Here is a 13,070-nt window from a genome sequence, read left to right as displayed (position 1 = left end):
TGCGATGGGGCAAGCGGTGTGGCAAGGAGCGGCAAATGGCCGGGCCTCGAGCGCGCCAGGCGTCGTGTCGCGGGCGCCGCAGCGATCGATTTCGCCAGCATTACCGCGCCGGCTTGCGCCTGACGTACAGCTGCTTGCGCGTGCGCGCCACCACCTCACCCTGCGCGTCGAGGATCTCGTTGTCGAACCAGCGCAGGTATTTGTCGCCGCCGGCGGTGGCGGCGCGCATTTCGTCCAGCAGCGCATCGTCGAGACGGAACTGCGCGCTCACGGTGCCGCGCCCGGGGCGCACGAACTCGATGCTGCCGGCCTTGTCCCAGACGTAGTAGCCGCGGCCCAGGTTCTGCATCGCCAGCAGCATCCAGAACGGATCGGTCATCGCGAACAGGCTGCCGCCGAAATGGGTGCCGACGTAGTTGCGGTTCCACGGCCGCATGCGCAGTTCGACCCGCGCGTAGCGGTAGTCCGGGCTCAGCTCCACCAAATGGATGCCGGCGAACAGGAACGGCGGCCACAGGTTCAGGCCCAGACGGAACAGGGAGGCTTTCATTGCGGATGGTGAGCAGCGCCAGGGGAGGGTGAGCTTACCATTCGCATTGGTATGGAGAGTGCCGGGCGCTGCGTTGCGCTGCCTGCAACGCCAGCAGCGGCCGCCCGCCCTGGCGCAGGCACGGCCGGCGCCTTCCGCGCGCGCCTCAGAACAACAGCGCCGACATCTTGCGCCGGTAGCGGCCGACCAGATCCTCGTCCTCGATCACCCGGAACGCGTCGATCAGCGACTTCCTGGGCAGGCCATCCTCGAAGCTGCGGTCCTGGCGCAGCATCTCCAGGAACTGCTCCAGCGCCGCCTCGTCGTCGCCGGCGATCAGCTGGCGCACGCCCAGCAGGTAGCGCGCCTTGAGGTCGGCCGGGTCCTGCGCGAGCGTGGCCTGCAGCGTCTCCAGCGGCGGCGCCGACTGCAGCGCGCCGACGAAGCCCAGCCGCGCCCGCGCGCGCACCGCGCGCTCGTCGGTGGCCAGGTTGGCCGGCAGCGCGTCGATCAGCGTCTCCGCCTCGGCGGCGGCGCCGGTCTTCACCAGCGCCAGCGCCAGGTCCAGCTTCAGTTCGTCCTTGTCCGGCTCGGCGGCCACCGCCTCGCGCAGGTGCAGCACCTCGGCGTGCGGATCCCGCGGCGCGGCGGGCGCGTCCTCCTGCACCTCGGCCGGCGCCGGCAGCGGCGCGATGCCGTGCTGGGTCAGGAATTCGCGCAGCTGGCCTTCGGGCATGGCGCCGGGGAAGCCGTCCACCAGTTGCCCGTCCTTGACCAGGAACACGGTCGGCACCGAGCGGATCTGGAACGCGGCGGCGATCTGCTGCTCCTGGTCCACATCGACCTTGGCCAGTTCGAACGCGCCGTGGTATTCGGCGGCCAGCTTCTCCAGGATCGGGCTCAGGGTCTTGCACGGGCCGCACCAGGGCGCCCAGAAGTCCACCAGCACGGGGGTCTGCAACGATTTCTGCAGTACCTCGGCTTCGAAGGTCTCGGTCTTGGCGTCGAAAACGTGGGGCATGTCGGACATGGGGGGGCATCGTGGCTGGCGAAGAAGAGTCAGTTCTATGGTGGCAGACCGGCAGCGACGCAAGGGTGCACAGGCCGACGCCGGCGCCGCGTGGCCTCCGCGGCGTGCCGGGTGCGGAGCGTGCCAGCCGCGGCGGCAACGGCGACAATGGACGTTTGGTGCGCCGCGGTGGCGTGGCGATACAGGGGCCGGGAGAGACGATGGCGAACCGATACGATCAGGCGCTGCGCTATGCGGGGCCGCTGCTGGCGCTGGCTGCGGTGGCCGCGGTGGTGGGTTTCGGACTGGCCCTGCCGGGCTATCTGCCGTGGTCGCATCCGGTGGCGCTGCTCGGTGCCAGCGGCATCCCTTACGCTTGGGCGTTCGACCTGCTGGCCTTCGTGCTGCCCGGGGCGCTGGCAGTGGCGCTGGCGCTGCGCCTGTTGCAGCGCAGCGGCCGTACTGCGCCCTGGTCGCTGCGCGTCGGCGGCCAGTTGCTGTTGCTGGCCGGGCTGGCCTTCGCCGGCATGGGCCTGCTGCCGCTGGACCCGGGCGACCTGGAATCGCGCGCCACCCAGTTGCACGCCAGCGCCTGGCTGCTGTGGGTGGTGGCGCTGGTAGCGGCGGCAAGCCTGCTGGGCGTCGGCGCCTGGCGCCAGCCCGGCGCGCGCGGCTGGGCGCGAGCCGCGCTGGCGCTGGCGCTATTGGCCGCGCTCGGCGCGTTCGCGCTTGACGCGCTGCTGTCGGCGGCGGTGGCGCAGCGGCTGGTGTTCGCGCTGTGGTGGGCCTGGCTGGCGCTGCTGGCCTGTTGGCCCGGGCCGCAGGCGCTGCCGCGGCGCGGCTGAGACGGCCGCCGCGCAATCGGCGCCGGCCCCGGAGCGCATCGAACCGGCCTGGCGCGCGGCCGGTGCGCGGCCCGTCCGCCGCGCCTTGCAACGCGGCGAGCACTGTTTTTCCGGTATTCGCCGCACTGACAGCGCGGCGCGCACGGCGCCCCGGGCCGGGCGCAGGCGAGCGGCGCCGGCACCGCTCGTCGCCGCGATTGGAGCCGCCTGCTGCGCTGCGGTACCCTTGCCTGCTTTGTTGCCGCCTGGCCCTTGCCCGTTTCCATGTCCGCCGTCGAGCCCACCGCCTACGACCCGCAGCAGGTCGAATCGTCCGCCCAGCAGTTCTGGGACGCCACCCGCGCCTTCGAGGTCAACGAGACCTCCGACAAGCCCAAGTTCTACTGCCTGTCGATGCTGCCGTACCCGTCCGGTGCGCTGCACATGGGCCACGTGCGCAACTACACGATCGGTGACGTGATCAGCCGCTACCAGCGCATGAACGGCAAGAACGTGCTGCAGCCGATGGGCTGGGACGCGTTCGGCCTGCCGGCCGAGAACGCCGCGATCAAGAATAAGACCGCGCCGGCGAAGTGGACCTACGCCAACATCGAACACATGCGCAGCCAGCTCAAGTCGCTGGGCTATGCGATCGACTGGTCGCGCGAATTCGCCACCTGCCGCCCCGAGTACTACGTGCACGAGCAGCGCATGTTCACCCGGCTGATGCGCAAGGGCCTGGCCTATCGCCGCAATGCGGTGGTGAACTGGGATCCGGTCGACCAGACCGTGCTGGCCAACGAGCAGGTCATCGACGGCCGCGGCTGGCGCTCCGGCGCGCTGGTGGAGAAGCGCGAGATCCCGCAGTGGTTCCTGCGCATCACCGATTACGCGCAGGAACTGCTCGACGGGCTGGACCAGCTGCCGGGCTGGCCGGAGTCGGTCAAGACCATGCAGCGCAACTGGATCGGCCGTTCCGAAGGCTTGGAGATCCAGTTCGAGGTGCGCGACGCCGCCGGCGCGGCGCTGGATCCGCTGCGCGTGTTCACCACCCGCCCGGACACGTTGATGGGGGTGACCTTCGTCTCCATCGCCAGCGAGCATCCGCTGGCGCTGCACGCGGCCAGGTCCAACCCGCAGCTGGCCGCCTTGCTGGCCGAGCTGAAGCAGGGCGGCGTGTCCGAGGCGGAACTGGAGACCCAGGAAAAGCGCGGCATGGACACCGGCCTGGTGGCGGTGCATCCGATCAGCGGCGAGCAGGTCCCGGTGTGGGTCGCCAATTTCGTGCTGATGGGCTACGGCACCGGCGCGGTGATGGCGGTACCCGGCCACGATCAGCGCGATTTCGAGTTCGCCAACAAGTACGCGCTGCCGATCCGCCAGGTGATCGCGCTGAAGGCGCCAAAGAACGACGAGGAGCGCACCTGGGAATCGAGCGTCTGGCGCGACTGGTACACCGACAAGACCCGCGAGTTCGAACTGGTCAACTCGGCCGAGTTCGACGGCCTGGACTACCACGGCGCGTTCGAGGCATTGGCCGAGCGCTTCGAGCGCAAGGGCCAGGGCCAGCGCCGCATCAACTACCGCCTGCGCGACTGGGGCGTCAGCCGCCAGCGCTACTGGGGCTGCCCGATCCCGGTGATCTACTGCGCCAGCTGCGGCGCAGTGCCGGTGCCGGAAGACCAGCTGCCGGTGCTGCTGCCGGAGAACGTGGCGCTGAGCGGCACCGGCTCGCCGCTGAAGACCGATCCGGAATGGCGCAAGACCACCTGCCCGCAATGCGGCGCGGCGGCCGAGCGCGAGACCGACACCTTCGACACCTTCATGGAGTCGAGCTGGTACTACGCGCGCTACACCTCGCCCGGCGCCAAGGACATGGTCGACAAGCGCGGCAACTACTGGCTGCCGGTGGACCAGTACATCGGCGGCATCGAGCACGCGATCCTGCACCTGATGTACTTCCGCTTCTTCCACAAGCTGCTGCGCGACGCGCGCCTGGTGGACAGCGACGAGCCGGCGACCAACCTGCTGACCCAGGGCATGGTGATCGCCGAGACCTACTACCGCGACAACGGCGACGGCTCCAAGGACTGGATCAACCCGGCCGACGTGGACGTGCAGCGCGATGAGCGCGGCCGCATCGTCGGCGCCAGCCTGATCGCCGATGGCGCGCCGGTGCAGATCGGCGGCACCGAGAAGATGTCCAAGTCCAAGAACAACGGCGTGGACCCGCAGGCGATGGTCGGCAAGTACGGCGCCGACACGGTGCGCCTGTTTTCGATGTTCGCCGCGCCGCCGGAGCAGTCGCTGGAGTGGAACGAGGCCGGCGTGGACGGCATGGCGCGGTTCCTGCGCCGGCTGTGGGCGCAGGTGCATAAGCATGTCGCCGACGGTGCCGCCCCGGCGCTGGAGGCGGCCGCGCTGGGCGCCGAGCACAAGGCGTTGCGGCGCAAGACCCACGAGACCATCGGCAAGGTCGCCGACGACTACGGCCGCCGCCACAGCTTCAACACCGCCATCGCTGCGGTGATGGAGCTGACCAATGCGCTGGCCAAGTTCGACGACGCCGGCGACCAGGGCCGCGCGGTGCGCCAGGAAGCGCTGGAAGCGGCGGTGCTGTTGCTCAACCCGATCACCCCGCACGCCAGCCATGCGCTGTGGCAGGCGCTGGGGCATGCGCCGACCCTGCTGGAAGACCTGCCGTTCCCGCAGCCGGACCCGGCCGCGCTGGTGCGCGACGCGCTGACCCTGGCGGTGCAGGTCAACGGCAAGCTGCGCGGCACCATCGAGGTCGCCGCCGACGCCCCGCGCGAGCAGATCGAGGCGCTGGCCCAGGCCGAGCCGAACACCGCCAAGTTCCTGGAAGGCCTGAGCATCCGCAAGATCATCATCGTGCCGGGCAAGATCGTGAACCTGGTGGCGGCATGAACCGCGCCGCCGCAGGCGCATGCCACACGCCGCCGCGATCGCCGGCGGCGCGCGCTTCGGTATGTCTCAACCCTCGTTCACGCGGCATCGGGCAGGCTAGCCGCCTGTTGCCGCGCCCAGCCGGCTCCCCCAGACTGTGTCCATGACCCGACTCCTGCTCGCCCTCGTCCTCGCGACGTCCCTGACCGCCTGCGGCTTCCACCTGCGCGACAAGTTGACCTTGCCGGCCGGCACGCCCTCGGTGAAGGTGGTCTCCTCGGCGCCGTACAGCGAGCTGGTGAAGCTGCTCGAGCGCGGCCTGCGCGCCGCCGGCGCGGAGATCGCGCCGAAGGACGTCAACACCGGCGTGGCGCGTCTGGAAGTGCTGTCCGAGCGCTGGGGCGACCTGCCGATCGCGCTCGACGCCGAGGGCCGCGCTCAGGAATACAGCCTGCGCTACGCGGCGATCTTCGTGTTCCGCCGCGCCGACGGCAGCGTGCTGGTGCCGCAGCAGGTGATCGAGCTGTCGCGCGACTACGTGTCGCCGCCGACCGACGCCACCGGTACCACCACCGAGCGCGAGATCCTCGCCGACGAGCTGCGCCGCGAGATGTCGGCCTCGATGCTGCGCCGGATCGACAGCGTGGTGCGCGCCGAAGTGCGCGACGGCAAGAACGTCAACCAGGCGCCGCCCGCCGCCACCGGCACGCCGGTCGAAGGCACGCCGGACCCCGGCACGCCGCCGGCGACCACGCCGTAGCCTTGATCCGCTGGCCACCGCCCGCCGCCCACCGCTCGCCCGTAGTGGGCGATCCGCTGGCGGCGCACAGCGACAGGCCCTAGGTTGCCGCCATGGAATTGCGTCCCGAACAGCTCGTCACCCAGCCGGCCGCGCAGCCGCTGCATCCGGTCTATCTGATCGCCGGCCCGGAAACCCTGCGCGTGCTCGAGGCCGCCGACGCGGTGCGCGCGCGTGCGCGCGCCGAAGGCATCGGCGAGCGCGAGGTGTTCGACGCCGACGGCCGCGAGTTCGACTGGAGCCAGCTGTATTCCAGCTTCAACGCGCCGAGCCTGTTCAGCCCGCGCCGGTTGATCGAACTGCGCCTGCCCAGCGGCAAGCCCGGCAAGGAAGGCGCCGAGGTCATCAGCGCGTTCTGCGCCGATCCGCCGCCGGACGTGGTGCTGCTGATCACCTGCAACGAATGGAGCAAGGCGCACCAGGGCAAGTGGGCCGACGCGGTCGGCCGGCTCGGGGTGATCGCGGTGGCCTGGGCGATCAAGCCGCACGAACTGGGCGACTGGATCGAGCGCCGCCTGCGCAGCAAGGGCCTGCGTGCCGATGCCGGCGCGGTGCAGCGCCTGGCCGAGCGGGTCGAAGGCAATCTGCTGGCCGCCGCGCAGGAGATCGACAAGCTGGCGCTGCTGGCCGATGGCAACAGCCTGGACGTGGCGGCGATGGAGTCGCTGGTCGCCGACGCCGCGCGCTACGACGTGTTCCGCCTGGCCGAAGCCACCCTGGCCGGGCAGGCGTCGGCAGTCGGGCGCATGCTCGCCGGGCTGCGCGCCGAGGGCGAAGCGGTGGCAGGCTTGCTGCCGATTCTGATCAAGGAACTGTTGCGTACCGCGGCGTTGGCCAAGGTGCAGGCGGCCGGCGGCAACCTGGCCGCGGAGATGAAGGGGCAGGGCATCTGGGAATCGCGCCAGGCGCCGTTCAAGCGTGCGCTGCAGCGGCATGCCGAACCGCGCCGCTGGGAGCGCTTCGCCGCCGAAGCCGGACGCATCGACCGCATCGCCAAGGGCCGCGCCGACGGCGACGCCTGGATCGCGCTGGAGCGCCTGCTGCTGTCCATCGCCGAGGCGCGGGCGGTACGGTTGTTGGTGGTATGAGCAGGGGCGGGACCGGGGGCCGGGGACCAGGGACCCGGGAACAGCAAAATCCAGAGCGCGTGCCCTCGCTGGATTTCCGCTTTTCCGGGTCCCCGGTCCCCGGTCCCCGGTCCCGAACGCTCCACTTGATCTACGGCGGCACCTTCGACCCCATCCACAACGGCCATCTGGCGATCGCGCGGGCCGCGCGCGATGCGTTCGCGGTGCCGGTGCGGCTGATGCCGGCGGCCGATCCGCCGCATCGCCAGGCGCCCGGGGCCGATGCGCGGCAGCGCTGCGAGATGCTGGCGCTGGCGATCGCCGGCGAGGCCGGGTTGCTGCTGGACCGGCACGAGTTGCAGCGCGCGCTGGCGCAGCCGGGCGTGGCCTCGTACAGCATCGATACGGTGCGCGAACTGCGCGCCGAGCTCGGCCCCGCCACATCGTTGGCGCTGCTGATCGGCGCCGACAGCTTGGTCGGCTTCAACACCTGGCGCGACTGGCGCGGCCTGCTCGACGCGGTGCATCTGGTCGTCGCCGACCGTGCCGACAGCGGCTGGGAGCGCGCCTTGCCGGCCGAGTTGGCGCAGGCGCTGGCCGGGCGCTGGGCCGCCTCGCCGCAGGCGCTGGCGGGCGCGCCGGGCGGCCTGTTGTGGTGCCTGCGGCAACCGTTGCGCAGCGAATCGGCCAGCCAGGTGCGCGCGCGCATCGCCGCCGGCGGCGACTGGGCCGGGCTGGTGCCGGCCGCGGTCGCGGACTACATCCGTGCCGCCGGACTGTATGCGGCGGCCCCTGCGGCCTCCGCGCCGGCTAGCTGAATACGTGTCTTCGCGTAGTTCCCTATAATTCGCCCATTCCATCGAGTTCGCACCTTTGTCCACTCAAGCCCACGTCATCAAGACCCAACTGCCCAGCCCGCCGCCGTCGTTGCCGGTCCTGCTCGCCCACGTCCGCAACGCGCTCGACGAGCTCAAGGCCAAGGACGCGGTGGAAATCGACGTGCGCGGCAAGTCCAGCGTCACCGATTACATGATCGTCGTCTCCGGCACCTCCACCCGCCACGTCAAGTCGATCGCCGACGAAGTGATCAAGCACGCCAAGAAGCTGGACGTGATGCCGCTGGGCGTGGAAGGCGAGCGCGAGGCCGAGTGGGTGCTGGTTGATCTCGGCGACGTGGTGGTGCACGTGATGCTGCCGCGGGTGCGCGAGTTCTATGCGTTGGAGCGCTTGTGGACAGTCGGCGACCAGCCGCCGAGCGACGACGACGGCGACGAACCGGCACGCGATGCCTAAGCGGCGCGACGACGCGCACGGCGCCGGCGGCGACGCGCCGCCGGTACGCACGCGCGTCGCTGTCGGCGAGGTCGCGCAGTCGCGCGCCACCCCCGCGCGCAAGCGCTTCGGCGCGCTGATCGAACGCCTCGAGCGTACACGCATGCAATTGCGCGCCTGGTACGAGGCGTTGCCGCGCTGGGAACAGCGTTTCCACGAACAGGTCGAGCCGTTGCTGCAGTCGCGCGATGCGGCGCAGGCGCAACTGCTGCTGGAACTGGATGCGGCGCATGCCGCCTACAAGCTGAGTAAGCGCGATCGCGCCGATCTGTCCGGGGCGATTTGCGAACTGGCCGCGCTGCTGCTCCGGGACGGCGGCGGCGGCGAGCTGAAGCGCATCTACGACCGCCACAGCCCGGTCGGTTTCGACCAGGGACTGGCCGAGTCCGAGGCGCTGCTGAAGTCGGTGATCGGCGAGGAGTTCGGCCTGACCGAGGAGGAGTTGCGCCATGTCCAGTCGCCCGAGGCGCTGTATGCGCAGGTGCACGAGCGCCTGCAGGCGCAGCACGCGCACGCGGCCGGGCGCGCGCAGCAGCGCGCGAAGCGGCGCCGCGCAGGTGCCGGTAAGACAGCCGAGCGCGTCGCCGATCCGCAACAGGCCCGCCGCGCGCTGTACCGCACCCTGGTCGCGGCCCTGCATCCGGACCGCGAGCCCGATCCGCAGCAGCGCGAACGCAAGACCGCGTTGATGCAGCGGCTCAATCAGGCCTATCGCGACGACGACCTGCTGACCCTGCTGGAATTGCAACTGGAGATCGGCCAACTGGATCAGGCCGCAATCGCGGCGATGGCCGAGGAACGGATTCGCGATTACAACAGCCTGTTCGCCACGCAACTGAAGCAGGTCGAGCTGGAACTGGCGCAGGTGGTCGATGACTTCATGGGGCGTTATGGCCTGTACGAAGAGCGTCGTCCGCAGCCGCAGCGCCTGGACGCGTTGCTGGCGCAGTTCAAGCGCCAGCTGCAGGACGAGATCCAGCAATGCGCCGAAGACCGCGCTGCGGCAAGTCGGCCGGAAACGCTCAAGCAATGGATCAAGCTGGAACGCGCGCGCCTGATCGAACAGCAGATCGACGATGGGATGTTCGACATGGTGTTCGTGCCGGAGCGCTGGTGAGACGCGCGCTGCGGTCGCAACGATGAAGGCACGCCTGATCGCCACCGGCGAACGCGCCCCGGCCTGGGTCGCGCAGGGCTTCGCCGAATACCGCAAGCGCCTGTCGCACTGGCTGCCGCTGGAACTGGTCGAGATCGAACCCGGCTTGCGCGGCAAGGGCCGCGATGCGCAGCGCGCGATCGAGGACGAAGGCCGCCGCGTGCTCGCGGCGCTGCCGAAGAATGCATTGGTGGTGGCGCTGGACGTGCCCGGCAAGCCGTACAGTTCCGAACAGCTGGCGCAGCGCATGGAACACTGGCGCGGGCAGGGCCGCGATCTGGCGCTGCTGATCGGCGGCCCCGAAGGCCATTCTCCGGAGGTGCTGGCGGTGGCCAGCGAATCCTGGTCGCTGGGGCCGCTGACCCTGCCGCACATGCTGGTGCGGCTGGTGGTGGCCGAACAGCTGTACCGCGCCGCGGCGATGCTGGCTAACCATCCCTACCATCGCGCGTGATCGTCAGGTTCGCCTGATCCGCCCGGCGCGTGCACGCCCCGCCAGCCGTGCGTCGTCCGCATCGCCGGTGCGATGCCGCCAGTAAAATCGCAACGCGGCTTCGGCAGCATCGGCGCACAAAAAAAGCCCGGGCTCAGGCCCGGGCTTTTTTTGTGTATCGCAACGCGTTCGATCAGTTGAACGTGTACTTTGCGCCCACCGTGAAGTAGCGGCCGACCGCGCCGCTGAAGTGCAGCGGGTTGTAGTTGATGCCGCCATAGGTGGACGGATCGAGCGGCGCGATCCTGTCGAACACGTTCTGCACCGAGGCGTTGAGTTCGAACGCCTCGGTGACGTTCCAGCGGCCGGACAGGTCGAAGGTGGTGAACGAGGCGATCTTCTCGACCGGGCTGCCGTCCTCGTAGAACGCCAGGTAGCTGCCGCCGCGGCTGTCCTTGTTCTCGATGCTGTCGATGTAGTTGACCACGCCGCTGACGCTCCAGTTGCCCTGCTTCCAGGTGGTGCCGACGTTGATGCGGTCCTGCGGGGTGCCGATGCAGTTGGTCACATCGCAGTTGCCGTGGGTGCCGAGGTAATCGACCGTGCCGCTAGCTCCAGTGCGCTCGAACTTGAGCAAGTGGCTCCACTGCGCATCCAGCTCCAGCTGGCCCGGACCGATGGCGAAGGTCTGGCGGATGTCGGTATCGATGCCGCGCACGCGCGAGGAGTTGGCGTTCACGTAGTCGGTGTTGACCGCCAGGATGCTGCCGCTGTTGGCCACGCCGCCGATGTCGTTGCTGTCGCGCAGGACATTGCCGGCAAGGATCGCGTCTCTGGTGTCGCTTTGGGCGATCTCGTTGGTCCGCTTGATTTCCCATGCGTCCACGGTCAGCGAAGTGCTGGCGGTTGGCTGCAGCACGAAGCCCAATGAATAGCTCTTTGACTCTTCCGGCTTCAGCGCCGGATTCGGACGGGTGATGAGCGCCACCGAGCGCGCGGTGCATTCGTTGGCCTGGTCGATCGCGCAGCGCACCGGATCGGATGCGTTGGAGAATGCGGCCAGGCCGCCGTCGCCGTTCTCGGCCGGGTTCGGCGCGCGGAAGCCTTCGGCGTAGGTGGCGCGCAGGGCGATCCAGTCGGCCGGGGTCCACTTCACGCCGAGCTTCGGCGTGGCCTTGCCGTCGCCGCTCTCGTACTTGTCGTAACGCACTGCCGCCGACAGTTCCAGCTGCTCCAGCACCGGCGCCGACAGCTCGGCGTAGGCGGCATAGACGTTCTGGGTGCCGTCGTAGGCCGAGTAGCCCAGGCCGATGATGTCGCCGATGTCGGTGAAGGTCTGCGGGGTCAGGCTGTTGCTGGTCTTGCGCCATTCGGTACCCAGCGCCAGGCCCAGCGGGCCGCCCTGCAGGTCGGCCAGGCTGCGCGAGACCTTGAAGTCGAACATGTCCAGGCTGGACTTGGCGGTCGCGCTGATGGCCGGCGAGATGTAGTCGTACAACGCCTGCGAGTTCAGCCCGGCGTTGTCGCCGATGCGCCAGGTGCCGGCCGCGCAGGCCGGGTTGCCGAGTACGCACTGCACCGCGCTGTTGCGCAGGAAGCCGGTGCGCTTGTTGACCAGGTCGGTACCCGAATGCAGGTAAGCGGTGTCGTAGCTCCACTCGCCCCAGTTGCCTTTGACCCCGACCAGGAAGCGGTTGAACGCGTTGGTGGTGTCGGTCACGCGCGGGCCCACGTCCCAGGCGCTGTAGCGCACGCGCGCGGCGTAGGGCAGTGGATTGTCGGGATGGCCGGCATAGAGCGTGGTGGCGCCGGCGCCGCTGCTGGCGTTGACCGGGCCGCCGGGATAGCCCCAGCCGCCGGACACGCCAGACGGGGTGTTGGAGAACACGGTTTCCTTCTTCGAGTAGCCGATCTCGGTGTAGATCTCGCCGCCCTCGCCGAAGGCGAAGCTGGCACGGCCGAACACGTTGACGTACTTCTCTTCCGGGCTCAGGTCGCGGTACTGCTGCGCCGGATCCCACAGGCAACCCTGGGCCTGCGCGGTGGCATCCGTCTGGCCGGGGATGGTGGTCAGGCCGGCGCAACCGGGCAGGGCGACCAGCTGCGGCGTGGCGGCGTTGTTGAACACCGAGCCGTTCGGGCCGACGCCGCCGGTGGTGCCGCCGCTGAGGTAGGCGCCACCGAGGAACTGCGCGTCGGTGGCGTCGTAGCCGTAGCGGCGGATGTCGCCGGTGCCGATCCACTTGCGGTCCTTGCGGTCGCTGATCTTGATCGCGTCGGACTTGCCCACGTCCAGGCTGAAGAATGCGTTCCAGCCGTCGTTGGCGAGGTTGCCGGTGCCGGCGGTCAGGGTCGCCTTGCGTGCGTCGCCGTCGCTGTCGCCGGACATGCCGTAGGAGCCGCGCAGGATCGCGCCTTCGAAGTCGTTGCGCAGGATGATGTTGACTACGCCGGCGATGGCGTCGGAGCCGTAGATCGCCGAGGCGCCGTCCTTCAGGATGTCGATCCGCTCGACCGCGTCCAGCGGGATGGTGCTCAGGTCGGTGAACACCTTCTGGCCGTCGTCGGCCAGGCCATAGGTGGCCATGCGCCGGCCGTTCAACAGCACCAGGGTGGAGCCGGCGCCCAGGCCGCGCAGCGAGATGCCCGCGCCGCCGCCGGCGAAGCCGTTGCCGAAGCTCTTGGGAATCGAGCCGGCGCCGTCGGAGGTCAGGGTCTGCAGGTATTCGGCCACCGTGCTCTTGCCGGTACGGTCGATTTCCTGGCGGGTGACCACCTGGACCGGGGACGGGGTCTCGGTGTTGGTGCGGGGGATGTTGGAACCGGTGACGGTGATGCGGTCGAGGGTGGTCGCCGCCTCCTGCGCGAACGCGGCGGGGACGGCGGCACTCGTGGCGAGGACGGCAACGACCGACGCGCAAAGGATATGGCGGCGGGTTGCACGCCGTTGATTCGGGTTGTTCACAGTCTCTCTCCTAACTGGAAGCGCAAGTTTTGATGTCTAATTTTTGCCA

The 13,070-nt window shown here is 69.7% G+C and carries 11 protein-coding genes; 8 read left to right on the top strand and 3 right to left on the bottom strand.

The window, feature by feature from the left end; genetic code table 11:
* Positions 1–100: 100 nt before the first annotated feature.
* Both E4A48_RS10950 and trxA read right to left on the bottom strand, forming a co-directional pair.
* A complete protein-coding gene (locus tag E4A48_RS10950; RefSeq protein ID WP_039006947.1) occupies positions 101–550 on the bottom strand; it encodes a DUF4442 domain-containing protein in 450 nt (149 codons plus the stop codon).
* Between the two features lie 145 nt (positions 551–695).
* The gene (gene trxA / locus E4A48_RS10945; protein ID WP_039006946.1) at positions 696–1,559 is read right to left on the bottom strand and encodes a thioredoxin; all 864 of its coding nucleotides are present in this window, start codon (positions 1,557–1,559) and stop codon (positions 696–698) included.
* Between the two features lie 200 nt (positions 1,560–1,759).
* Here trxA and E4A48_RS10940 point away from each other — a divergent pair, with 200 nt between their 5' ends.
* From E4A48_RS10940 to rlmH, 8 genes are all read left to right on the top strand, one after another.
* Entirely contained in the window at positions 1,760–2,383 is a 624-nt protein-coding gene (locus E4A48_RS10940) for a DUF998 domain-containing protein (RefSeq protein WP_039006943.1), read from the top strand.
* Between the two features lie 264 nt (positions 2,384–2,647).
* Positions 2,648–5,290, top strand: a complete 2,643-nt coding sequence (leuS, locus tag E4A48_RS10935) for a leucine--tRNA ligase (RefSeq protein ID WP_039006941.1) — start codon at positions 2,648–2,650, stop codon at positions 5,288–5,290.
* A 142-nt stretch (positions 5,291–5,432) separates the two neighbouring features.
* Positions 5,433–6,029: an LPS-assembly lipoprotein LptE gene (locus tag E4A48_RS10930; protein ID WP_142742407.1), complete on the top strand. Its 597-nt coding sequence runs from the start codon at positions 5,433–5,435 to the stop codon at positions 6,027–6,029.
* A 92-nt stretch (positions 6,030–6,121) separates the two neighbouring features.
* Positions 6,122–7,156 carry a DNA polymerase III subunit delta gene (gene holA, locus E4A48_RS10925; protein ID WP_142742406.1) on the top strand — a complete coding sequence of 345 codons (1,035 nt, stop codon included), beginning with the start codon at positions 6,122–6,124 and terminating at the stop codon, positions 7,154–7,156.
* Positions 7,153–7,953, top strand: a complete 801-nt coding sequence (gene nadD / locus E4A48_RS10920; protein ID WP_142742405.1) for a nicotinate-nucleotide adenylyltransferase — start codon at positions 7,153–7,155, stop codon at positions 7,951–7,953. Before holA ends, nadD begins: the two co-directional genes overlap by 4 nt.
* 55 nt (positions 7,954–8,008) lie before the next feature.
* Positions 8,009–8,428 (top strand): ribosome silencing factor, encoded by a 420-nt coding sequence (rsfS, locus tag E4A48_RS10915; protein WP_039006934.1) that lies wholly within the window; start codon positions 8,009–8,011, stop codon positions 8,426–8,428.
* Positions 8,421–9,584 (top strand): J domain-containing protein, encoded by a 1,164-nt coding sequence (locus tag E4A48_RS10910; protein ID WP_142742404.1) that lies wholly within the window; start codon positions 8,421–8,423, stop codon positions 9,582–9,584. The genes rsfS and E4A48_RS10910 overlap by 8 nt, the downstream gene beginning before the upstream one ends.
* A 22-nt stretch (positions 9,585–9,606) precedes the next feature.
* Positions 9,607–10,077, top strand: a complete 471-nt coding sequence (rlmH, locus tag E4A48_RS10905; protein WP_003479472.1) for a 23S rRNA (pseudouridine(1915)-N(3))-methyltransferase RlmH — start codon at positions 9,607–9,609, stop codon at positions 10,075–10,077.
* Between the two features lie 172 nt (positions 10,078–10,249).
* Here rlmH and E4A48_RS10900 read toward each other — a convergent pair whose 3' ends face one another.
* The gene (locus E4A48_RS10900; RefSeq protein ID WP_039006929.1) at positions 10,250–13,021 is read right to left on the bottom strand and encodes a TonB-dependent receptor; all 2,772 of its coding nucleotides are present in this window, start codon (positions 13,019–13,021) and stop codon (positions 10,250–10,252) included.
* Positions 13,022–13,070 lie beyond the last annotated feature (49 nt).

The sequence above is a fragment of the Xanthomonas translucens pv. cerealis genome (genome assembly GCF_006838285.1).
Lineage (GTDB): Bacteria > Pseudomonadota > Gammaproteobacteria > Xanthomonadales > Xanthomonadaceae > Xanthomonas_A > Xanthomonas_A cerealis.
This window is presented reverse-complemented; position numbering and strand designations above follow the sequence as displayed.

Bases quoted from the DNA above. Each gene is read 5' to 3' on its own strand.
- leuS (WP_039006941.1), top strand. From the start codon at position 2,648: ATGTCCGCCGTCGAGCCCACCGCCTACGACCCGCAGCAGGTCGAATCG.
- E4A48_RS10910 (WP_142742404.1), top strand. From the start codon at position 8,421: ATGCCTAAGCGGCGCGACGACGCGCACGGCGCCGGCGGCGACGCGCCG.
- holA (WP_142742406.1), top strand. From the start codon at position 6,122: ATGGAATTGCGTCCCGAACAGCTCGTCACCCAGCCGGCCGCGCAGCCG.
- E4A48_RS10950 (WP_039006947.1), bottom strand. From the start codon at position 550: ATGAAAGCCTCCCTGTTCCGTCTGGGCCTGAACCTGTGGCCGCCGTTC.
- rlmH (WP_003479472.1), top strand. From the start codon at position 9,607: ATGAAGGCACGCCTGATCGCCACCGGCGAACGCGCCCCGGCCTGGGTC.
- E4A48_RS10930 (WP_142742407.1), top strand. From the start codon at position 5,433: ATGACCCGACTCCTGCTCGCCCTCGTCCTCGCGACGTCCCTGACCGCC.
- trxA (WP_039006946.1), bottom strand. From the start codon at position 1,559: ATGTCCGACATGCCCCACGTTTTCGACGCCAAGACCGAGACCTTCGAA.
- nadD (WP_142742405.1), top strand. From the start codon at position 7,153: ATGAGCAGGGGCGGGACCGGGGGCCGGGGACCAGGGACCCGGGAACAG.
- E4A48_RS10940 (WP_039006943.1), top strand. From the start codon at position 1,760: ATGGCGAACCGATACGATCAGGCGCTGCGCTATGCGGGGCCGCTGCTG.